23 protein-coding genes are annotated in these 21,988 nt (G+C 56.8%); 8 read left to right on the top strand and 15 right to left on the bottom strand.

Features of this window, described 5'->3' with window-relative positions; all coding sequences use genetic code 11:
- Positions 1-5 precede the first annotated feature (5 nt).
- The 3 genes from mnmE to hemJ form a co-directional block, all read right to left on the bottom strand.
- Positions 6-1,310: a tRNA uridine-5-carboxymethylaminomethyl(34) synthesis GTPase MnmE gene (gene mnmE / locus BUA39_RS08060; RefSeq protein ID WP_072792535.1), complete on the bottom strand. Its 1,305-nt coding sequence runs from the start codon at positions 1,308-1,310 to the stop codon at positions 6-8.
- Between the two features lie 6 nt (positions 1,311-1,316).
- Positions 1,317-2,588, bottom strand: coding sequence for a transcription termination factor Rho (rho, locus tag BUA39_RS08065; RefSeq protein ID WP_072792536.1), 1,272 nt, complete (start codon positions 2,586-2,588; stop codon positions 1,317-1,319).
- Positions 2,589-2,708: 120 nt separating this feature from the next.
- Positions 2,709-3,158 (bottom strand): protoporphyrinogen oxidase HemJ, encoded by a 450-nt coding sequence (hemJ, locus tag BUA39_RS08070; RefSeq protein WP_072792537.1) that lies wholly within the window; start codon positions 3,156-3,158, stop codon positions 2,709-2,711.
- Positions 3,159-3,575: 417 nt separating this feature from the next.
- Here hemJ and BUA39_RS08075 point away from each other — a divergent pair, with 417 nt between their 5' ends.
- From BUA39_RS08075 to dnaQ, 4 genes are read left to right on the top strand one after another with little or no spacing between them, the layout of a single operon-like run.
- Positions 3,576-4,175: a Maf family protein gene (locus BUA39_RS08075; RefSeq protein ID WP_072792538.1), complete on the top strand. Its 600-nt coding sequence runs from the start codon at positions 3,576-3,578 to the stop codon at positions 4,173-4,175.
- A complete protein-coding gene (locus tag BUA39_RS08080) occupies positions 4,172-5,005 on the top strand; it encodes a shikimate dehydrogenase (RefSeq protein WP_072792539.1) in 834 nt (277 codons plus the stop codon). Before BUA39_RS08075 ends, BUA39_RS08080 begins: the two co-directional genes overlap by 4 nt.
- Complete coding sequence (coaE, locus tag BUA39_RS08085; RefSeq protein ID WP_072792540.1) at positions 5,002-5,595, top strand: dephospho-CoA kinase; 594 nt, start codon at positions 5,002-5,004, stop codon at positions 5,593-5,595. The genes BUA39_RS08080 and coaE overlap by 4 nt, the downstream gene beginning before the upstream one ends.
- Positions 5,588-6,319, top strand: coding sequence for a DNA polymerase III subunit epsilon (gene dnaQ, locus BUA39_RS08090; protein WP_072792541.1), 732 nt, complete (start codon positions 5,588-5,590; stop codon positions 6,317-6,319). The genes coaE and dnaQ overlap by 8 nt, the downstream gene beginning before the upstream one ends.
- Positions 6,320-6,370: 51 nt before the next feature.
- Here dnaQ and secB read toward each other — a convergent pair whose 3' ends face one another.
- Positions 6,371-6,868, bottom strand: coding sequence for a protein-export chaperone SecB (gene secB / locus BUA39_RS08095; protein ID WP_072792542.1), 498 nt, complete (start codon positions 6,866-6,868; stop codon positions 6,371-6,373).
- A gap of 59 nt (positions 6,869-6,927) precedes the next feature.
- Positions 6,928-7,422 carry an FxsA family protein gene (locus BUA39_RS08100; protein WP_072792543.1) on the bottom strand — a complete coding sequence of 165 codons (495 nt, stop codon included), beginning with the start codon at positions 7,420-7,422 and terminating at the stop codon, positions 6,928-6,930.
- 100 nt (positions 7,423-7,522) lie between these two features.
- Between BUA39_RS08100 and BUA39_RS08105 the strand changes: the two genes are divergently transcribed.
- The 3 genes from BUA39_RS08105 to BUA39_RS08115 are packed head-to-tail and all read left to right on the top strand — an operon-like array spanning position 7,523 to position 9,800.
- Entirely contained in the window at positions 7,523-8,176 is a 654-nt protein-coding gene (locus tag BUA39_RS08105; protein WP_072792544.1) for a Tim44/TimA family putative adaptor protein, read from the top strand.
- The gene (gene mltA, locus BUA39_RS08110; RefSeq protein ID WP_072792545.1) at positions 8,173-9,210 is read left to right on the top strand and encodes a murein transglycosylase A; all 1,038 of its coding nucleotides are present in this window, start codon (positions 8,173-8,175) and stop codon (positions 9,208-9,210) included. Before BUA39_RS08105 ends, mltA begins: the two co-directional genes overlap by 4 nt.
- Entirely contained in the window at positions 9,207-9,800 is a 594-nt protein-coding gene (locus BUA39_RS08115) for a Smr/MutS family protein (RefSeq protein WP_072792546.1), read from the top strand. Before mltA ends, BUA39_RS08115 begins: the two co-directional genes overlap by 4 nt.
- Positions 9,801-9,909: 109 nt before the next feature.
- Here BUA39_RS08115 and hslU read toward each other — a convergent pair whose 3' ends face one another.
- A complete protein-coding gene (gene hslU / locus BUA39_RS08120) occupies positions 9,910-11,217 on the bottom strand; it encodes an ATP-dependent protease ATPase subunit HslU (protein WP_072792547.1) in 1,308 nt (435 codons plus the stop codon).
- Positions 11,218-11,238: 21 nt separating this feature from the next.
- On the bottom strand, positions 11,239-11,796 hold the full coding sequence (gene hslV, locus BUA39_RS08125; RefSeq protein WP_072792548.1) for an ATP-dependent protease subunit HslV: 558 nt from the start codon (positions 11,794-11,796) through the stop codon (positions 11,239-11,241).
- Between the two features lie 220 nt (positions 11,797-12,016).
- Here hslV and BUA39_RS08130 point away from each other — a divergent pair, with 220 nt between their 5' ends.
- The gene (locus tag BUA39_RS08130) at positions 12,017-12,208 is read left to right on the top strand and encodes a DUF1127 domain-containing protein (protein ID WP_072792549.1); all 192 of its coding nucleotides are present in this window, start codon (positions 12,017-12,019) and stop codon (positions 12,206-12,208) included.
- Between the two features lie 76 nt (positions 12,209-12,284).
- On the opposite strand, the gene BUA39_RS08135 is transcribed toward BUA39_RS08130, so the two are convergent.
- The 8 genes from BUA39_RS08135 to tsaE all read right to left on the bottom strand — a co-directional run bounded on the left by BUA39_RS08135 (position 12,285) and on the right by tsaE (position 21,962).
- A complete protein-coding gene (locus tag BUA39_RS08135) occupies positions 12,285-12,653 on the bottom strand; it encodes a Lin0512 family protein (RefSeq protein WP_072792550.1) in 369 nt (122 codons plus the stop codon).
- Positions 12,653-13,000: a Lin0512 family protein gene (locus BUA39_RS08140; protein ID WP_072792551.1), complete on the bottom strand. Its 348-nt coding sequence runs from the start codon at positions 12,998-13,000 to the stop codon at positions 12,653-12,655. Before BUA39_RS08140 ends, BUA39_RS08135 begins: the two co-directional genes overlap by 1 nt.
- Positions 13,001-13,140: 140 nt before the next feature.
- Complete coding sequence (trxA, locus tag BUA39_RS08145; RefSeq protein WP_072792552.1) at positions 13,141-13,461, bottom strand: thioredoxin; 321 nt, start codon at positions 13,459-13,461, stop codon at positions 13,141-13,143.
- Between the two features lie 59 nt (positions 13,462-13,520).
- Positions 13,521-16,877 (bottom strand): double-strand break repair helicase AddA, encoded by a 3,357-nt coding sequence (addA, locus tag BUA39_RS08150; protein WP_072792553.1) that lies wholly within the window; start codon positions 16,875-16,877, stop codon positions 13,521-13,523.
- Positions 16,874-19,807: a double-strand break repair protein AddB gene (addB, locus tag BUA39_RS08155; protein ID WP_072792554.1), complete on the bottom strand. Its 2,934-nt coding sequence runs from the start codon at positions 19,805-19,807 to the stop codon at positions 16,874-16,876. The genes addA and addB overlap by 4 nt, the downstream gene beginning before the upstream one ends.
- Positions 19,800-20,495 carry a nucleotidyltransferase family protein gene (locus BUA39_RS08160; protein WP_072792555.1) on the bottom strand — a complete coding sequence of 232 codons (696 nt, stop codon included), beginning with the start codon at positions 20,493-20,495 and terminating at the stop codon, positions 19,800-19,802. Before BUA39_RS08160 ends, addB begins: the two co-directional genes overlap by 8 nt.
- Entirely contained in the window at positions 20,471-21,493 is a 1,023-nt protein-coding gene (locus BUA39_RS08165) for an aminoglycoside phosphotransferase family protein (RefSeq protein WP_242648557.1), read from the bottom strand. Before BUA39_RS08165 ends, BUA39_RS08160 begins: the two co-directional genes overlap by 25 nt.
- The gene (gene tsaE / locus BUA39_RS08170; protein WP_072792557.1) at positions 21,486-21,962 is read right to left on the bottom strand and encodes a tRNA (adenosine(37)-N6)-threonylcarbamoyltransferase complex ATPase subunit type 1 TsaE; all 477 of its coding nucleotides are present in this window, start codon (positions 21,960-21,962) and stop codon (positions 21,486-21,488) included. The genes BUA39_RS08165 and tsaE overlap by 8 nt, the downstream gene beginning before the upstream one ends.
- Between the last annotated feature and the right edge of the window lie 26 nt (positions 21,963-21,988).

Here is a 21,988-nt window from a genome sequence, read left to right on the forward strand (position 1 = left end):
ACTCCCTACTTTCCGATGCAGAAGCTGGAGAAAATCTCATCCAGCAAGTTTTCAACATCAACGCGGCCAACTATCGAATCCAGCGCGCGAATCGCAGTGCGTAGTTCTTCTGCCGCTATATCATATTGATCGGGGCCAAGCGCTAGCACAGCCTGCGCTGCGTTTAGTGACTCCGTCGCGCGGATCATCGAAACTCGGTGTCGCTCTCTCGTTGCGATGCCGAGGTTCCCGGTTCTCTCCGCCAAAGTGGCCTGGACACCTGCAATAAGTTCCTGCACGCCTTGACCCGATTTCCCTGACACCGCGAGGCCGTCGGGGGCACCTTCCAGTGTATCCGCCTTTGCGGTCGCCACGATATCCTCAGGCTCCGGCGCTATCTCTGGCACATTACCGCCTTCTACCAAAAAAATTCTCAGGTCTGCTTGCTTCGCCCGCTTCTTTGCCAGTTCGATGCCAATTCCCTCGACATGATCATCTGTTTCGCGCAAGCCTGCGGTATCAAGCAGCGTGACGGGCAATCCGCCAAGGTCCATGCGCACTTCGATTACGTCGCGCGTCGTCCCAGCGAACTCCGAAGTAATCGCCGCATCGCGACCGGCGAGCGCGTTCAGAAGTGTGGATTTGCCAACATTGGGTGCGCCAACAATCGCAACCTCAAATCCCGTGCGAATGCGTTCGGCTGTGTCCACGCCAACGATCTGAGTGCCCAATTGCTCAGCGACGCCTGCGAGCAAGGCATTCACCTCTGGCGTGACATCCACCGGAACGTCTTCGTCTGCGAAATCTATGGTCGCTTCGATCAAGGCGGCGGCGCGGATCAGGTCTGCACGCCATTGCTCCGCAAGCTTGCCAAGATCACCAGACAGTACCCGCAGTGCTTGGCGGCGTTGCGCTTCGGTTTCGGCGTCTATGAGATCCGCAAGACCTTCGACTTGCGCGAGGTCCATACAGCCGTTTTCAAGTGCGCGGCGTGTGAACTCGCCTGCCTCAGCAAGGCGAAGGCCCGGCATGTCGCCAAGCACGCGCAATAGGCGGTTCACCACAGCGACCGAGCCATGTGTGTGCAGCTCCAGAACGGCTTCTCCGGTAAAGGAATTGCCCTCTGGGAAATACAGTATCAGAGACTGATCCACCCGGATTCCATCAGAATCCCGGATCAAAGCCAATGTTGCCAAACGCGGTTCTGGCAGCTGCCCACAAAGCGCCTGCGCAACTTGTGGCACGTCGGGACCAGACACCCGAACGACAGCGACCCCCGCTTTACCGGGGGCCGAGGCCAAAGCAAATATTGTGTCAGTGACAAACGTCATGACACATCACGCATTCATGGAATCGAAGAATTCGCCGTTGGTCTTGGTCTGCTTCAACTTGCCGAGCAGGAACTCGATGGCATCGGTTGTGCCCATGGGGTTGAGGATACGACGCAGCACAAATGTTTTCTGCAGGTCTTTCGCATCCACCAGCAGGTCTTCTTTCCGCGTGCCGGACTTGAGGATATCAATCGCAGGGAAGACGCGTTTGTCAGCTACTTTGCGATCCAGCACAATTTCAGAGTTACCGGTACCTTTGAATTCTTCAAAGATCACCTCATCCATGCGCGAACCGGTATCGATCAGCGCGGTTGAGATAATGGTCAGTGATCCACCCTCTTCAATGTTCCGCGCGGCACCGAAGAAGCGTTTTGGGCGTTGCAAGGCATTGGCGTCCACACCCCCGGTTAGAACTTTACCCGAGCTTGGCACCACAGTGTTGAAGGCGCGGCCAAGTCTTGTGATCGAATCCAAAAGGATCACAACATCTCGTTTGTGTTCAACCAGACGTTTGGCTTTTTCGATGACCATTTCCGACACGGCCACGTGGCGCGTTGCAGGTTCGTCAAAGGTGGAGGAGATGACCTCTCCCTTCACGGAACGCTGCATGTCGGTCACCTCTTCGGGGCGTTCGTCGATCAGCAACACAATCAGGTAGCACTCTGGGTGGTTCTTTTCGATGCTGTTCGCGATGTTCTGCAGGATCACGGTTTTACCGGTGCGCGGCGGCGCAACGATCAGCGAGCGCTGTCCTTTACCGATTGGCGCAACCAGATCGATCACGCGGGCCGATTTGTCTTTGATGGTCGGATCTTCGACTTCCATTTTCAGTCGCTCATCCGGGTAGAGTGGCGTCAAGTTGTCAAAGGCGATCTTATGACGTGCTTTTTCAGGATCTTCGAAGTTGATCGAGGCGACATTGGTCAAGGCAAAGTAACGTTCTGCATCGTCGGGGGCTTTGATCACGCCATTGATCGTGTCCCCGGTGCGCAGGCTGTGTTTGCGGATCATGTCAGGGCTGACATAGATGTCATCTGGACCCGGCAAATAGTTCGCTTCTGGGGACCGCAGGAAGCCGAAACCGTCTTGCAACACTTCCAGAACCCCGTCACCGGAGACTTCCCAGCCCTCGTCTGCGCGTTCGCGCAGGATCTGGAACATCATATCGCCTTTGCGCATGGTCGAGGCGTTTTCGATTTCCAGTTCCTCTGCCATGGCGAGCAGGTCTTTGGGGCTTTGAGCTTTCAGGTCAGAAAGCGCGAGTTTATTGTCGGACATAGACGCACCTAACGGGCCAATGGGGCCACGAATTCAAATTTTTCAGTCGGAAGACACATGGCCCGGACGGGCCTGTTGCCAGCAGAAATAGGTGGATTCCCCAGCCAAGTCAAACAGCGATCAGAATTTGATCACCACGGACAGCACAATCACAATCATCAATAACGTCGGCACTTCGTTCATCATCCGGTAGCGCCGGCCAGTCAATGCATTTTCGCCGCGCTCAAAGTCTTTACGCCGCGCCATGAGCCAGTGATGGAACCCCGTCATCGCAATGACCCCCAGCGCCTTTGTGTAGGGCCACAGAGCGCCCCAATCGACGATCCCGGGGGTGAACACCAACATGAGGCCAAAGACCCATGTCGCGACGCTGGCTGGCCCCATGATGAAGCGCAGGAGTTTATATTCCATGATCTGCAGCGTTTGATCGAGCTGATCCCCCTTCTTTGCCTTTTCTGCGTGATAGACAAAGAGCCTCGGCAGATAGAAAAGCCCTGCCATCCAGCTGATCACAGCCATGATATGAAAGGCTAGGGTCCATGGATAAAGCGAAGCGAGGATATCAGACATGGCTTGGACCCTTCTTTGCGAAGCCCTACCCAAATAAATAATTATTTATAAGAAAGGAAGATGATTTGGTAGGAAGCAAGTTTTCTGTGGATTACTGAGTTTTTCGCGTTTTTTCCACAGTTTTAAACCGGTGGGCAAAATTGAGACCGGACACGATGTCAAGCGATATGTCTAATTTTTAATGTTTAAAATCAAAAGGTTAAAAGGTAAGACAAAATCACATGATTGTGGATAACCTGTGGGACGAAATTTCGAGGTAGAGATTCCATCACGGGAGGAAGTTTTCCCAATCCTCAAAGGACGATTTTGGGAAATGGACCGTGAAACACATGAGTTATCTACGGGTTGCAGCCAGGCGCGATTTCTCCGACAAATCATACGCAGCTTTTACCTCCGACTATCCCTTAGGTTATCCACATGAGCCAACCACTGATCCTAGCAAGCGGGTCAAAAATCCGCGCTGAATTGTTGCGCAACGCAGCGGTGCCGTTTGAGGTGCTGACCGCCCCCGTTGACGAAGAGCTTATTCGCCAAAGTCTTGAGGCAGAGGGGACACGACCACGCGATATTGCGGACTCTCTGGCCGAAGCGAAAGCCCAGCGGGTCAGCGCCAAGGTACCGGGTGCGTTGGTCTTGGGATGTGATCAGGTGTTGGATTGCGACGGTGTTGTTTTCGCAAAACCACGCGACAAAGATGAGGCGCGCGTGCAGTTGCAGACCCTGCGCAACAAACAGCACGCTCTGCTGTCGGCTGCCGTGATTTATGAAGATCACAAGCCGGTTTGGCGGCATGTTGGGATGGTGCGGTTGCGCATGCGGAACTTCTCGGACGCCTATCTGGACGAGTATATCGAACGCAATTGGGACCATATTCGCGACACAGTTGGTTGCTACCAACTTGAGGCTGAAGGTGTGCGCTTGTTCTCTCGTATTGACGGTGATTACTTCACCGTGCTTGGCATGCCCCTGCTGGAAATCCTATCCTATCTGACCCTGCGCGGAGATTTGAAACAATGACATTGGCAAACATCCCCTTGGCGGCTGTGATCGGACATCCGATTGCGCATTCTAAATCGCCGATGTTGCATGGGTACTGGCTGAAAAAATACGGGATTGCCGGGCATTACATTCCCATGGATGTAAAGCCAGAAGATCTGGAAACCGTGCTGCGCAATATGCACAAAATGGGCTTCGTCGGGGCGAATGTCACCATTCCCCACAAAACACGCGCGCTGGATATTGCAGATCAGGTGACGGACCGCGCAACGCTGATTGGGGCGGCTAATACATTGATATTTCACGAGGATGGGAAGATCCTCGCCGACAATACGGATGGGTATGGTTTTATTCAAAACCTGCGTCAGTCGGCACCGGACTGGGACCCGACCGCAGGGGCCGCTGTTGTGCTTGGCGCGGGCGGCGCGGCGCGCGCTGTTGTCGCCTCGTTGCTGGATGTCGGCGTGCCGGAAATTTTCATCAGCAACCGCACACGGGTGCGCGCGGAACAATTGCGCGACGATTTTGGCGCGCGGTTGAAAGTCGTTGAATGGGTGAAAGCGGGTGAGGTTCTGGAAGACGGGGCAACCATTGTAAACACAACGTCGCTCGGTATGACCGGCAAGCCTGACCTCAAGGTATCGCTGGATGGTCTGCAACCCGGGAGCCTTGTGACCGATCTGGTTTATACACCTTTGATGACCCCCTTCCTGACAGAGGCCAAAGAGCGCGGATGTGTGACGGTCGATGGTCTTGGCATGTTGCTGCATCAGGCAACGCCCGGATTTGAGCGTTGGTTTGGCCCGCGCCCAGAAGTCACGGATGAATTGCGGCAGGTGATTTTGGGATGACATTCACGCTTGGCTTGACCGGTTCCATCGGCATGGGAAAATCGACCACGGCCAAAATGTTTGCCACGGAAGGCTGTGCCGTTTGGGATGCGGATGCGGCTGTGCATCGCATGTACGGAAAAGGCGGCGCGGCCGTTGGCCCGATGAAAAACGCCTTCCCCTCTGCGGTTCAAGACGGGGCTGTCTCTCGCGAGGTCCTCAAGACGCTCATTCAGTCTGATCCGAGTGTTTTGAAACAGATCGAGCAGATTGTGCATCCTTTGGTCGCTGCAGATCGAGATGCGTTTATCTCGGCCAGCACCGCAGCCATCACTGTTCTGGACATCCCGCTGCTGTTTGAAAACGGCACAGAGAAAACTTTGGACGCCGTTGCCTGCGTGCATGTTGCGCCAGATATTCAGCGCGCGCGTGTTCTGGAGCGCGGCACGATGAGTGAGGCGCAGTTCGAAAGCATCCTCGCAAAACAAATGCCCATCGCTGACAAGCTAGCGAAATCAGATTATGTCATAGAGTCCGACACGCTGAATCACGCGCTTGCGCAGGTGAAGGCGGTGGTTGAGGACATCAAGCAAAGGTTGGCACATGCGTGAAATCGTGATGGATACCGAAACGACGGGCTTTGACCCGGAGTCTGGCGATCGGATCGTCGAAATTGGCTGTGTCGAACTTTATAACCACATGCCAACGGGAGAGACGTTTCACGTCTATATCAACCCCGAACGGTCCATGCCGGAGGAGGCCTTTGGTGTGCATGGCATCGGACCGGACCTGTTGGAGCCGCCGCGCCCACCTGAACCGGGTGAGGTCATTCTGCGAGACAAACCGGTCTTTGCGAAGGTTGGCCAATCCTTTGTGGATTTCATCGGCGACGCCAAGCTGGTGATCCACAACGCGGCCTTTGACATCAAGTTCCTGAATGCAGAACTGAAATGGATGGGTCTGCCGCCGATTCCATGGGAACAGGCCATCGACACATTGGCCATCGCGCGCAAGAAATTCCCAGGCGCACGCGCGTCTTTGGATGCGCTTTGTACGCGCTTTGGAATTGATAACAGCAACCGGACGCTCCACGGCGCGTTGCTTGATTCTGAAATTCTGGCTGAGGTTTATCTGGAACTGATTGGCGGGCGACAGCCGGACTTTGGCCTGTCAACAAGCGCAGGTCAGTCAAGCGGCGGTGGTGCAGAAACTTGGCGGCCCACGGCGCGTCCCAATCCCTTACCTTCTCGACTTACTGAGGCTGAAAAGGCGGCGCATACGGCGTTTGTCGATAAGATGGGAGATGAGGCGCTTTGGAAAAAGCTTGGTCTATAGACCGGCCAAAGCGCGCAGCACCCCCAGACTGAACCAGGGGTGCAGATAGATTTAAGAATCCAGTTTCTGAGCGCCAGCAGTCGCTTGACGGCGCGCGATCTCGTTGCGGTAAAGCGCAACAAAATCAATGGTTTCCAAGTTCAGAGGCGGGAAACCACCGTCGCGTGTCACGTCAGAAACGATGCGACGCACAAATGGGAAAATCATCCGAGGGCATTCGATCAGCAGGAACGGATGCATTTGTTCCTCTGGGATGCCTTCGATGTGGAAGATGCCCACATAATCCAATTCCAGCACGAACAGAGTCGCGTCGCCGTCTTTGGCTTTGTTTGTGATGTTCAGCTTGATCGCGGCTTCGTATTGGTTTTCCTGAGACCGCTTCTTGGCATCAAGGTTCACCTGAACCTGCACGTCAGGCTGCACGTCACCCTGAACGCCCTTTTGTGCGAGAATGTTTTCAAAGGACATGTCGCGCACATATTGCGTCATCACGTTCATTTTGACTTGCGGCGCTTGTGGCGCCTGTGCGGGGGCGTCGTTTTCAGCCATTGGGGTTCTCCGAGAATATCAATAATTGCAGGCAGGCTTAACAGAGGCGCCGGGTGGCCTCAATGCTTAGTCCAACCCGAGGGGCGGTGTGTCGGCTTTTTTGACGGGTCGACTTCGGCATAATCCACGTCAATCACGTCTTCATCGGGTTGCGGTTCGCCGTGAAAATGCGCACGGCGGTCACTGCCGCCCATTGAAAAGCGATGCACTTTGATGCGTTTGCGGGCGTAATTCATAATTGCAATGCGCACCGGCGGCATCAGCAAGGCAAAGCCCACGGCATCTGTGAAAAAACCGGGTGTCAGCAATAATGCGCCAGAAAAAAGGATCATCGCCCCGTGGGCCAATGGCTCTGTCGGATCGTTCAGCTCGTTAAATGACTTCCGCAAATCCCCAAGCGCCATCGCACCCTGCGTACGGACCAGCCAAGTGCCCAAAACGGCAGTCAAAACCACAATCGCAAGCGTTGGGAAAAGGCCAATCGCGCCACCGATTTGAATAAACAGTGCAATCTCAATCAGGGGCACTGCCAGAAAAGCCAAAAACAACCACATGCTCAATGTTCCTTCTGATCCCGCGCGTGTGGACTTGACGTCGCGCCTGTCCTACATAAGTCCGGTACATGATGATTTCCACGCCTGACACGAGGTTCATATGAATTCCCCACTTATTCAGCTTTTGGTGCTGGCCGGCATTGCCGTTTTCCTGATCCTTCGGCTGAGAAACGTGCTTGGCACAAGAGATGGGTATGAACCCCCACGCGAAGCCGCTCCGGCGCAGCGACGCGGCCCCGCGCTTGAAGTGATTGATGGTGGCCCGGATCGCGACATTACCGATCATGTCGAAGACGGCAGCCCTTCGGCCATTGCCCTCGGCAAAATGAAAGCGGCGGAACCGGGTTTTGGCGTCAGCGATTTCCTTGGCGGTGCCAAAGGTGCGTATGAGATGATCCTGATGGGTTTTGAAAAGGGCGATCTGGCCCCGATCAAAGATTTCCTTGCCGAGGATGTCTATGAGACTTTTGAACAGGTCGTTAAAGCGCGCGAAGAGCAGGGGCTGAAAATCGACGCGGAATTCATCGGTGTGCGCGAAACCGCTTTGCAAGAGGCCACTTTTGACGATGCGACCCGCGAAGCTGAACTGACCGTGCGTTTCGTCGGTGAACTGACTTACGTTGTGCGCAACGCCGAGGGTGAAGTTGTCGAAGGCAGTGACACTCAGATCAAACGTCAGAAAGACGTCTGGACCTTTGCGCGGAATATGGGTTCTGACGATCCAAACTGGCAGCTTGTCGCCACGGGCGAATGATTGCGGCGCTGCGGGCGGCATTGGTTGCGGGGGCGGCAATGATTTCCAGCATTGCGGCAGCGGATCCTTCGGTCACGATACTTGACTTCAAAGACCTCGATGGTTGGGAGCGCGACGATCACACCGCCGCGCTTCGTGTTTTTCAGAACACCTGCCCTGATCTTGATGCGCCGGATTGGCGCGCTGTCTGTGCGGCGGCACCCACCTTTGGAAGCGCCAAAAAGTTCTTTGAACTTCTGTTTCGACCCGTCCTGATTGAAGACGGCGCAGAGGCGAAATTCACTGGTTATTTTGAACCGGAACTCAATGGCTCTCGGATACCCACGGCGCGCTACCGGTTTCCGGTCTATGCCAAGCCGCCTGAGGTTGGGCTTGGCCAACGTTGGCTGAGCCGCGCAGAAATCGAAACCACCGGCGCGCTGGTGGGGCGTGGGCTGGAGATCGCTTGGGTTGACGATTCTGTTGAGCTGTTTTTCCTGCAAATCCAAGGCTCTGGCCGCATTCGCTTGCCTGACGGCAGCGCCATTCGCGTTGGTTATGGCGGCGCAAATGGGCACCCTTATCGCTCTATCGGGGCCGAACTTGTGCGGCGCGGTACCTATCAGGCGCATCAGGTCAGCGCGCAGGTCATCCAGAATTGGGTGAAACGCAACCCGGCAGAAGGCGCGGAGCTGCTGCGTCATAACCCGTCGTATGTCTTTTTTCGTCGGGTCGACCAGGTCCCTGCTGAGCTTGGTCCCTTGGGCGCAATGAATAGGTCCATCACGACCCTACGATCGGTGGCTGTTGACCCGGCCTATACGCCCCTCGGCGCGCCGGTTTGGGTTGAAAAAGACGGCGCTGGCCCCATCCGGCGGCTTATGATTGCGCAGGACACCGGGTCGGCAATCAAAGGCGCGCAGCGCGCAGACATCTTTTTTGGCACCGGTGATGCCGCTGGTCGGCTGGCCGGTCAATTGCGCGACCCCGGGCGGATGCTGGTGCTTTTGCCCATTCAGCGCGCCTATTCGCTTTTGCCAGAGGCCGTGTTGTGAAACGCAAGAGACTGAGCGAAGAAGACAAGGCGCTTTGGAAAAAAGTGTCTGAAACGGCTGAGCCGTTGCACCCACCGGGTGCCCGCCCAAAACCTCCGTCAGAGCGCCCCTTGCCGATGCCAAAACCTGTCACGGTAGAGCATTCAAAGATCGCGCCGTTCCAGTTGGGCGCGAAATCCAAGGTCTCTGACATTGGGCACGACTTGATGCCCTCCATATCAGAGCGCGTGGGTGGTCAGCCTGTGCAGATGGATAAAAAGGCCTATGGCCGGATGACACGCGGCAAGCTGAAACCTGAAGGGCGGATTGACCTGCATGGCATGACATTAGAGCAAGCCCACCCTGCGCTGATCGGCTTTGTGACGCGATCCTATGCAGAAGGCAAACGGCTGGTTCTGGTCATCACGGGCAAAGGCAAATCCAAACGCGATGATGGCCCCATCCCGGTGCGGCGCGGCGTGTTGAAACATCAAGTGCCGCAATGGCTGCAAATGGCGCCGCTGCGGTCTGTGGTGTTGCAGGTGCGCGAGGCGCATTTGAAACACGGTGGGTCCGGAGCGTATTATGTTTATCTGCGCCGAACACGGTAGATTTCTAATAATGAGGGTGGCCCCTGACCTTGGGTGGGGGTGAAGCCCCCTCCCGTGGGGAGGGTCGGGGGCTGCCCGGCCTGTCGACCGGGCCTATGTTTCGTTCAAATCAAAGCACGTAGCGCGACACATCCGTCGATTTTGACAGTTCGCCCAAGTGTTTCTCAACAAATGCCGCGTCAATGGCGATCTCGGCCCCTGCCTGATCAGGCGCGGTAAAGCTGAGGTCTTCGAATACGCGTTCAATCACCGTGTAAAGACGCCGCGCACCAATGTTTTCAACCGATTGGTTCACTTCGGCCGCGATCTTGGCCAAGGCCGCGATGCCATCGTCGGTGAAAGTCACGGTCACCTCTTCGGTCGCCATCAGCGCCGAATACTGCAGCGTCAGCGCATTGTCGGTTTCCGTCAGAATACGCACAAAATCCTCTTCGGTCAGCGCACGCAGCTCCACCCGGATGGGTAGACGGCCCTGCAATTCGGGCAGCAGGTCCGAGGGTTTCGCAATGTGGAAGGCCCCTGAAGCGATGAACAAGATATGGTCGGTTTTCACCGGGCCATGTTTGGTGCTGACGGTTGTGCCTTCAATCAAGGGTAACAGATCGCGCTGCACCCCTTCCCGAGAGACATCGCCGCCGCGCGCGTCAGAGCGGGCACAGACCTTGTCGATCTCATCCAAAAAGACGATGCCGTTTTGTTCAACCGCTTCAAGCGCCGCCTTGGTGACGGTTTCATCATCCAGCAATTTGTCGGCCTCTTCGCCGATCAGCACATCATAGCTTTCGGCCACGGTCAGGCGTTTCTTTGTCGTGCGTCCACCCATGGCTTTTCCGAAGATATCGCCAAGGTTCATCATGCCCATCTGGCTGCCGGGCTGACCGGGAATGTCAAACATCGACATTGGGTTGCTTGAATCGGTCAGTTCTAGGTCAATCACCGTGTCATCAAGTTCCCCGGCGTGCAGCTTTTTGCGGAACATCTCGCGTGTGCCCTCGCGGGCGTCTTCGCCTGCAATGGCCGTGATCACGCGTTCCTCTGCCGCGCGCTGGGCGTTGGCTTTGACATCTTCGCGCATGAATTCGCGGGTTTGCATGATGGCGGCATCCACCAGATCACGCACAATCTGTTCCACGTCGCGACCCACATAGCCAACTTCGGTGAATTTCGTGGCCTCGACCTTGATGAAGGGGGCCTTCGCCAGCTTGGCAAGGCGGCGCGAGATTTCTGTTTTCCCGACGCCAGTCGGCCCAATCATCAGGATGTTTTTGGGATAAACTTCATCACGCAGATCATCCGCCAATTGCTTGCGCCGCCAGCGATTGCGCAGGGCTACGGCCACGGCACGCTTGGCGTCTTTTTGCCCGATGATAAAGCGGTCAAGCTCGGAAACGATTTCACGAGGTGTCAGGTCAGTCATATTATTTCCTAAGTCTTCGAGTCAGGCCGAGATTTTTTCCACAGTCAGGCGACCGTTGGTGTAGACGCAGATGTCCGCCGCAATCGCCATGGCATCGCGGGCAATGGTCTCGGCGTCTCTGTTGCTGTCCATCATGCCGCGCGCAGCGGCCAGGGCGAAGTTGCCGCCAGAGCCAATCGCGGTCACATCATGTTCGGGTTCCAGCACATCCCCTGCCCCGGTGATCACGAAGATATCTTTGCCATCAGACACGATCAGCATGGCTTCGAGTTTTTGCAGGTATTTGTCGGTGCGCCAGTCTTTGGCCAATTCAACAGACGCACGCGCCAGTTGGCCCGGCGTGGCCTCTAGTTTGGCTTCAAGGCGTTCAAGCAGCGTAAAAGCATCTGCCGTTGATCCGGCAAAACCGCAAACAACCTCATGCCCGCCGGGTTTCAGGCGTCGCACCTTGCGCGCGGTGCCTTTGATGACCGTCTGACCAAGGCTAACCTGCCCGTCACCCGCGATGACAACCTCGCCGCCTTTCTTGACGCCGATAATCGTTGTGCCGTGCCAGCCTGGAAATTTGTCTTCTGCCATCAAAGCCTCCGTAAATGCGTCGTTCGTATATGGGCCGCACCGTTGCCGGACGCAAGCGTCAGGCGGAAACTGCGCATCAATCTAAGTTTTCAAACCGCTCAAAAGCTATGCAAAAACTGCAGATCGGGCTTCTTATTTCGTCAATTGTGAGACTCGCTTTCCGCGCCTAGGTAGGCGTCAAGCTGACAGGACGTCGGCACATGCACATAGGACAAATCAAATGGCTACCCAAGCTATCGCCGTGAAAGCACCATTCAGAGCCGCTGGCGCTCTGCGTGAGTACAACCTGATCTCTGAGATCTTCACCGCTTTCGCAACCTGGAAAGAAAAGCACAAGACTCGGGCCATGCTGCTAGAGCTGAGCGATGCCCAACTGGATGACATCGGTCTTTCGCGCAAAGACCTGCTGTAATTTCGATCCTGCGCAAGTGCGCGGATTTGACTGAAAGCCGCTCTGTTCCCCCCAGAGCGGCTTTCGCATGTTTGGGTTACGCTTCGGACAGGACCCATTTCCCAGTTTGATCCGGCACAAAGGCTTCAATCGCGGCAGTGGCCACAACATGATGCGTTCCAGCTTCGGCATCATGCACATCAAGCCCGCCTTTGACCGCCGTGACATGCGCGACCCCACGCGGCAATTCTGAGGCGACAGCCTCACAATCCACCAAATCAGGCTGCGCCACGCCAATGGTGACGTTAACTGCCATCTCAGAATGATCCATGCCGATCTTGGAAAACAGCGTGATCGAGGAGTGATGCAGCGCGTCTTGCACGGCGCGTTTGGCGGCCTTGGAATAATCCTGACCATAAAGGTCGTTGCCCATCCCCATTTCCAAGATAATCCGTTTCTTTTCCATCAGGCGGGCTCCATATCAAAGGACACGATGATTGCCGCATTGGCGATCACGGTATGGCCGTCGCGATGAGGCGCGTCGATATCCAACCCACCCTCTTCGACAGTGATGTTAGGCTGGCCGTAGGGGAAAATCTTTTCCAATGTGGCGATATCGACCTGCTCCGGATTGGCGCAGCCGATCTTGGCGTCGATGATCATCGCGCTTTTTTCAAAGCCAAAAAGCTCGGCCATATTGATGGAATTGTGCCAAAGCGCATCTTTCAGGGCGCGACTGGCGGCTTCGGTGTAGTCTTGGCGGCGCAGGGATGTGCCCATCCCGAATTCCACCAACACACGGGTTTTGGCCATGGGGCTTTCCTTTCTAAAGTCGCTGGCAGACTGGGCAATCTGGCTTGGAAAGGAAAGAGGCACTTTGCCGCTTTGATATGGCCAACGAAAAATGGCGCCCAAATCGGGGACGCCATCTTCAATTCAATTGACCGCTTTGATCAGATGGAATCTTCGATCCAGCTTTGCAGCGCCGCCTTAGGGGCCGCGCCCGCGCGGTTAGAAACAACCTGACCGTCTTTGAAGATAAACAGCGCAGGAATGCCACGCACGCCCATGGCGGCTGCGGAATTCGGGTTGGAGTCGACATCGACTTTCACAACCTTCACTTTGCCTTCGTAATCGGCGGACAGCTCCTCGAGCGCCGGGCCGATTTGTTTACATGGGCCACACCATTCTGCCCAGAAGTCGACGACAACGGGGATATCGGAATTTTTGACTTCAGCGTCAAAGGTGGCATCGGTGACAGCAACAGTTGCCATTTGAGTCTCCTAGGAAGAAATTGAGTTGGACATGAAACTAGGTACCCGATCTTGTGCCGTCAAGGCGCATACACGTTTGCGAGAGCGTCCGTGATCAGCGCATCTGGCAAGGGCATGATTTCAGCCGTTTTTGTCCAGAGCAGCGCAGTTTTAATAGTTTTGTCCGGGTAGATTTGTTTCAACGCATGGGCATAGGCCCCCATTTGGCGCAGCAACCCTACTGGAACGGCGGTCGCATCTGCAGGCACCACGGCATTGGTTTTGAAATCGACGGCCAGCACCTCGGTTTCGCTGATCACCAGCCGGTCAATGGTGCCGTGAAGGCGATTGGGGCCAAGCTCCGCTGTCAGCGAAACTTCGGCGAGCGTTTCTGGCGCAAAGAAGGAGCGCAGATTGGCAGAACGCAACACTTGTGCAGCTTCGGCCAGCAGATCGGGCCAAGCTTCTGTTCCCTCTCCCGCGTTTTCAAGGATGCGTGGTGTCAGACCCTGCCAATTTTCTTCCGGTTCATGGGCCAAATGTTCCAACAGCAAGTGAATCTGGCGGCCGCGTTGCTTGGCCGCTTCCTCGTCCAAACCGGCCTCGCCAGGCAGCGCCTTTGCGCCGCCGAGGTCCGAAGGACTGAGCGCAGGTTCTTTGGCGACGGTCGCTGGCGCAGATTGGCCAAAGAAACCGGGCAACGGGGCCAATGTGGCATCGGCGGGCGCTGTTTCCGTGACAACGACCCCAGACCAATCGCCATGTTCGTAGCGCAGCCCCTGCCCTTCGGCGAAAGGAAAGGCAGTTGCGCCGGCATGTTTCATTCCGGCTTCGATGGTCTGGTACCAAGTGTCGCCGGATTTATCCAAATCCGCGGCGGCCGCCACGATCAACCATTTCTCGGCGCGGGTCATGGCCACGTAAAGCAAACGCAACCGTTCAGCGCGCTGGGCATCGATCTTTGTCTCACGCGCCGCGCGCACCGCTTCAGGTGCGGTTGCCCCGCCAGAATTCCAAAGCGCCACGTCGCCGCTTTCGACAATCTGATCCCGCATCTGCAGCAGACGTTTGCCTGTATCCGGCATGATAACGATGGGCGCTTCAAGGCCTTTGGAGCCATGCACCGTCATCACCCTGATCTGGTCGCTGGCGCTGTCCATCTGGCGTTTGATTTCCAGATCGTCGGTTTCCATCCAGACCAGAAATCCCGTCAGGCTGGGAATTGCGCTGCGTTCATAGGCCAAGGCTTGCGACAAAAGCGCGTTGATCCCGTCCTCAGCTTCATTGCCCAGCCGCCCCAGCAGCTTTTTGCGCCCGCCATGGCGGGTCAAAACCCGCTCAATCAGGTCGTAAGGCCGCAGAAAGTCCGTTTTGCCCATAAGGTCAGACAGGAAGGCCATGGTTTCGGGGAATTCTTCTCCCCTTTCACGCAAGGCCTGCCATAAGAACGGCGTGGTGCGGCGATGGGCAAGGTCGAATAGTTGCTGTTCGCTCCACCCTAAAAGCGGCGAACGCAGAACTGTGGCAAGGGACAGGCTGTCCTCGGGTGTGCCAAGGAACTTCAGCAACGCCTCAAGGTCTTTGACGGCCATTTCAGCGCCAACTTTCAGGCGATCAGCACCGGCAATTGGCAGGTTTGCTGCCTTACAGGCGCGAATGATTTCCTGAAACAGGTCAGAGCGGCGTTGCACAAGTATAAGGAAATCGCCCGCGCGCACCGGGCGTTGGGTGTAGATGCCATCCTCGCCCTTTTCGGCCGGGATAGTGACTGTTTCGCGGATCATCCGCTTGATTTCCCAAGCGATGTTTTGTGCCAGTTGCACCGTGTGATGCGTGTCACTCAGGCGGTCCACCGGATCAAACCAATCGCCCTCTTCTGGGGTTTCGGTCTTTTCCACCACGGGCCACAGGTCGACGCGCCCCGGCAAGTCATTGTTGAACGCAATATGGCGGTCGAAATTTGTGTCGGGCTGGACCTGAAAGCAGGCGTCCACAACGCGCAAAATGGCATCAGAGGAGCGGAAGGAATACTCCAGCTCCAAAGTCTGCAGTGGCGTTTCCGAGGCTTGCAATCGCTCCTTAAATTCGGCGCGCATGCGGTCGAATTCGGCAGGGTCAGCGCCCTGAAAGCTGTAGATTGATTGCTTTTTGTCCCCAACGACAAAGATCGTGCGCCGCGTTTCGGTGCGGGCACCGGTGCCTGCAGTGAATTCCTGCGCCAGACGTTCAATCACCTGCCATTGCACAGGGCTTGTGTCCTGCGCCTCGTCCACAAGGATGTGGTCGATACCGCCGTCCAATCGATACAGCACCCATTGCGCAACGCTGGGATCGGACAAGAGGTTGCGCGCGCGCAGGATCAGGTCGTCGAAATCAAGCCAGCCAAGGCGCTGTTTACGATCGTCGTACAGGTGCAAGAAGCGGTGCGCGAAGCGCCACAGGGCCATTGTTTTGCGCAGGTTCGACAGCGCCAAACGTTGCGCGCGCGCCTCTTCGACGCGCAGCATGAATTTGTCCAGCCGCGCAATCAGATCGGGGTGATCGTTCTGCAGCTTTTTTGTTGGGAAAGAGCCTATCTTGGCTGAAAACGGCTCTTTTGCCTTTTCACCCGTCAGGAATATGCCTTCCAATTCAGCCAACGTGTCAAATCCGATACTGGGCAGCGCAGCGAGCTTTTCCGCCGCTTTGCCATCATTCACACCGCCTGTTCTCAGGATATCGATCAACGCTGTGACAAGACTGCATTCATCCCCAAGAAACACGCTTTCGGCGATAGTTTTTTCGGTTGTGCCCGGCTTAAGACCCAATTCTGCAGCCAGCAGCCCTTCATCCACCTCCCGCGCGAAACTTGCACGGTTGCGCGTGACGTCCGAGGTCAGATGCTGCAGGTCTTCGCCGGTGAAATGCGCGGCGAGGTTCGCGACGAGCGTTGAGTCTGCGCTGTCGGCCATCTGTCCCACAATTTCGTCGCGCAAAAGGTCAGCTGCGCGGTCTTCCATTTCGGTAAAAAGCGGGCTGACTCCGGCTTCTAGCGGAAAGCGGCGCAGCAGAGACGCGCAGAAAGAGTGGATGGTTTGGATTTTCAATCCGCCCGGCGTTTCAATGGCACGAGCGAACAAGGTCCGGGCGTTATTCAGCTGTGTGCTGTCGATCTGACCTTCGACGCCAAGGTCCAAAAGTTCCGCTTTTAAGGCGGAATCGTCTCTCATTGCCCAAGCGCCAAGCCGTTTGAACAATCGGTTCTGCATCTCTGACGCGGCGGCTTTGGTATAGGTCAGACACAGGATGTGTTGTGGCTGCACGCCTTCGAGCAACAGGCGTGCTACACGGTCAGTCAACACGCGGGTTTTGCCGGACCCCGCATTTGCCGAAAGCCAAGTTGAGGCATCTGGCCGCGCGGCCTGGACCTGACGTTCGGTGGCGTCGTTGCGCTTCATGTCAGCTCCTCCGGGGTTGCTTCTTCGGTCACGTCCCATTCGCCAAAGCGCGCGAGTTGATCATAGTCACTACGATCTGTGTCCTTGCGCAGCGCCCGACGTGAGGTGAACCCCTGCTCTGCGTCCAAATAGCGGCTGATCAACTGTTCAAACTCGGCCCAAACCTGGGCGGTTGGCATCTCTGCCAGCGGCGCCAGGACGTTTTTCGGATTGTTCGAAAGACCGATATAGATCGCTTCGGCAACCTCTGCCGGGTCGATCTGATCAAACCCGCCCTTCTCGGCCATCGCGGCCTCTAACAAAAGCTGCTTGTCAAAATACCGCTGCTCAGCCGGCGACGGGGGCGTGCCGGTTTTGTAATCATACAGCACCAGATCGCCGTTTTCTTTGCGGTCAATCCGGTCCGCAGCACCGACAAGCGTGAATCCAAGCGCAGAAATCGCCGTTTCAGCACGGGTTTCAAAACCGATGGGTTTGCCACGATCCTGCCGGAAGATTTCATCGCTTACAAAACGGTCTGCAATGCGTTCAATTCGGGCTTTCCACAGGGCTCGGGCGGTTGGCCAAGGGACGTTTTGGGCCAGAACAGTCTCTGATATCTCCAAAAGATGCTCTGGTGTCAGCTTGGACCTGTCTGCGCTGACATCTTTGATGAAAACCTCCAGCACCTCGTGGATCACGATCCCGCGCAGCAGCGCATCTGGGGTGCGCATCAAAGGGTCCATCGGGCGCAATCGCAGGCAATGGCGGGCGTAAATTGCGTATGGGTCGCGGATCAGCTTTTTGATTTCCGTGACCGAAAGCCGATTGGGTCGCGCTGACAGCGGCGGCCTGGGCGAAGGACGTTTTGCGGCGGGCACCGGTTGGACGGTTTCCAAAGCTTTCGCCCGGTCAAGCCAATGCGCGCCGCGCGCGCGCATGTCGGCCAAAGCCGCCTGCCCGCCCTGATCCTGCAATCCGTCAAGAAGGTTCACCAACCGGTTGATCCAGCGTGATGGCACGGTTTCCGCATCGTCAGACCGGATGGACCGCGTCAGCCACACCTCTTTGGCGCCGACAGCCTGCTGAAAGTCATGCGCCGACAGGCCGATCCGGCGTTCCGGCAACAGCAACCCGGCGTCGTGGCGCATTTTGCGGTTCAGCCATGGATCGGGCGACGGGCTTTCGGGCCAGCTGCCTTCGTTCAGCCCGCCGAGAATGGTCAGGTCCGCGCCCTGAACGCGCGCCTCTAGCGTGCCCCAGATCAGGATGTGGGGATGGGGCGCGTCGCGATCGCGCACCTCGCCGCGCGCCAGAACGGCGCCAAAAAGATCGGCATAGTCGCTGGCGTCCACGTCGCCTGCGTGGCCTGCGTTTTCTTGCAGCTCAGCCACAATCTTGATCGCTTCGCGACCGGCCTTTTCTTCCCATAAGCCGCCGCTGCCAGCGTCGATCCTGCTGCCACGGGAAAGGGTCTCGGCAAGTGTCAGGTGGTGTGCTAGCCGGTCACCAACGGGTGCCGTCCCGATGCTCTCTTGATCGCAAAACGCCGCTGCAAGCCATTCACCCCAAGCCACTGCGCCGTCGATGGTTGAGGCCCATTGGCGCAGATAGGACGCTTCGGGGAAGGTGATGCCCTTGCGGCGCAAGTGCAATTCCAGTTCGCGCGTGTAGCGCAGGTGGTGGTTCCGGTCAGCACCCGAATGAGTCAGCGGATGTTTCAGCAGGGTCAGCAGCGCTTCTGACGTCAGGGGCCGATGAAACAGCGCCGCGACATGGCGGAGGAACCTACCGGGCGGCGAAAGCTGCAGGGGCGTACCGGCGGAGTCATCAGGTAGGATATCCCAGCGGTCCAGTGCGGCGGTGACTTGCCGTGTCAGCATCCGGTCGGGCGTGATCAGGGCTGCGGTTTGTCCATCTTCTGCCGCTTGGCGCAGGCGCATTGCAATGGCGAGTGCTTCGTCCCGCATTGAGGGCGCTTCAATCAAAGTCATCTGCTCTGTTGCTTGGTCCAGCCCGCGCAAATTCGGACCTTCGCGCCGCCATTGGTCGGTTACAGGCGCTGGGCGCAGAGCCAATGAAATCAGTTCGTTACGGGCAGGGCAGGGCGCTAATTCTTCTGTCCAGGGGGTGATGTCGGCTGGCTGTAAGTCGAGTGTATCTACGATCTTGCGAAAGCGGTATTGCGGATGATCCTCTGCCGTTAAGGCATCACCCAACGCAGACCAGACGCGTTGAGGCATGTCAAAATCATAGCCGGGTAGAACCAATGCGCCCTGCGGCAGTTTCGCGACCGCTTCCATCAGCAACATGGTTGTCCCGCGCGACCCGGTAGAGCCAGCGAGGATCACCGGGTGTTGTGGCGGGTTTGCGGCCCAGTCTTCGGCCAGCCTTTCCACAATTAAGCGTTGGCGGGTTTCGCTGTCAGGGGCTTGATCGGCGGTGTCCAGAAATGTGCGGGCGATCCCGAAAAACGCTTGCGCGCGCTCCCAGTGGCCCGACTGGTCTGAGATATCCAACGCTTCAATCACGTCGGGCGACACGCCCTCGCCGCTCATTTCATCCATCAGCCCGGCAAGGCTGTCGGCGAGGTCAAACAGCGAACTACGCGCGGCCAGATCGGGTTGTTGGTCCAGAAGGCGGCTGATCAGTTGGATCAGTTCAAACCGGCGGCGCAGCGGATGCACTGCGCGCGGAATATCGCGGTGGGCAATGTCACGACCGAGGCTGGTCAACAGGTCGATACGTGGCATCAACGTGGCCGGGCCGCTGTCGGCAATCTGGCGCAGTCGACGCGCCATACGTTGGGTGTTGACGATGATCTGGACCCGCGCAAGCGCCTCTGGCGGGTGGCCCTGCATACGCGAAAGCACGCCATCCCAAAGCGCCTTCGGGAAATCAATGCCCGGTGCGACGCCAAAGATGCGGGGTTTGTCGGTTGGGTCAAACATCGCGGCCTCTCAACAGTGTTTCAGCCAGGTCGATCCCGTCAGGGCGGCCCACGTCACACCATTGACCGGGGTAGGACAGGCCAAAGAGGCGTTGGTTTGACAGCATTTGGTTCCAAAGCAAGTTTAGAGAAAACGCTTTTTCTTCAATACCATGCAACAACTGCGTTTTGAGGATTTGAATGCCGCCGTAAACATGACCGCCGGGTTGTCGTGTTAGGCGTCCGTCCGAACCCATCACAAAATCCCCAGCGCCGCTGTGCCCATGGCAGTTTTGCAGCGGTACACAAAGCAACAAAGCATCCATCCGGTCGGCATCCCATGCCTTTAGGATCATGTCGAACGGGTTGGGGCCAAGCCAGATGGCATCGGTGTTTGACGTCACAATGGGACCGTTGCCCAGATGGGGCAGGGCATTCTTAAGCCCGCCACCCGTTTCAAGGATGTCAGGTTCCTCGAAAATGCATGTCACGTTGCGCTTGGACAGATGCGTTTCCAGCTGCTTTGGCAGGTAGTGCAGGTTTGCGGCGATGGTGCCAAAGTTCTGGCTCAGCGCGAGGTCAAGACTGTGGTCGATCAAAGGTTTACCGGCCACCTCAAGCAAAGGCTTGGGTGTCTGCGCCGTAAGCGCGCCCATCCGCGTGCCAAAGCCCGCGGCAAAGAGCATCAAAGCGTCGGGACGGTGCCGCATTGGTCTTTGAGATCCTTCAAAATGGTTGGGGTTGGGGCAGGGAGGTCCCCAAGAATGACTTTGGCCAATGGCGCAGTGACGGGGTGTTTCAGGTCTTGGATGATATGATCCCAGACACGCGGTATCAGATCGACGTAGTGTGGTTTGCCGAAATGCAACGACAGGCGCGCAAAGATACCGAGAATGCGCAGGTTGCGTTGCAGGCCCAACAGGTGAAACGCCGCGCGAAAGTCCATGTCATTTTGACCGGATTTGGCGATGTAATGGGCAAGCATGTTGTCCTGCACCGCAGCGCTGACATCGCGGCGGGCGTCTTGTAGCAGGGATACCAGATCATATGCGCGATGCCCGACCATGGCGTCTTGGAAATCAAGCAGTCCAACACGGGCCGCGCCGACACGGTCCGGCAACCAGATCAGGTTTTCGGCATGATAGTCGCGCTGTATTAAGACCTCTGGCGCAGAGAGGTTTTGGGCAAGAATAGTCTCGAATTTCGTGGCAAACTCTGCGGCCTTGTCTGACCAATCCAGCCCACATCCCCGGCGATACCAGCGCCACGCCTGCGCAGCCATATCAGCCATCACGGCGCTGTCGTATTCTGCCAAATCTTGCGGCGGCGCGGCTTGGTGAAGATCAAGCAAGACGTCCACTGCGGCCTCATAAAGTTCTGCCTCACGCGCGGGAGCGGTTTTAAGAACCCGCGCAAAAAGGTCATCACCAAGGTCTTCGAGCAGCAAAAAGCCGTTGTCGGTATCGCATGCGAAAATCTCTGGCGCTGACAGACCTTGGGCGCGTAGGTGGTTGTCGATCCCAACAAAGGGCCGCACGTCTTCGCCCTTTTCAGGTGGGGCATCCATCAAGACGGCGCGGGCGCCATCTTTTGCCACCAATCGCTCATATCTGCGGTTTGACGCGTCCCCGGCCAGATTGCTGCGCTGGGCAGTCGACCAGCCGGCCTTTGCCAAGAAAGCGCTCATTTTGTCTGCGCGGTCAGTCAAGATGAAGATCCTTGATCTTTTGGTCCCATTTGGCAGCGCTCCAACTGATGACAAGCTGTCTTTGACCGGGTGTTTCGGTCATTTTCAGCGAAAGCGACAAGGCGTTTTCAGGAGCGAGCTCCTCTAGGCGATCTGGCCATTCGATCAGGCAAACTGCCGTTTCAAACGCCTCTGTCAGACCTAGTTCGACCACCTCGTCTGGTGAAGACAGCCGATAAAGGTCGGCGTGCCAGATGTCATGTTCTGGAGCGTCATAGGTTTGAACCAGCGTGAAAGTCGGGGAGGGGACGTCTTCTTGGTAGCCAAGACTATGCTGGATCAGGCTGCGCGAAAAATGGGTTTTGCCTGCGCCGATGTCCCCGGTCAGCAAGATCGTGTCGCCTGCCTTCAGAACAGAGGCAAAAGCCGCCGCCAGATCGGCGGTTTCATCTGGGGAAATTAAGGTTTTTGCCAACTGCTTTCTTGCCATGGGCCGAGGATACTCTCCCCCCGTCT

The sequence above is a fragment of the Cognatishimia maritima genome (assembly GCF_900129685.1).
In the GTDB taxonomy this organism is placed as follows: Bacteria; Pseudomonadota; Alphaproteobacteria; order Rhodobacterales; family Rhodobacteraceae; genus Cognatishimia; species Cognatishimia maritima.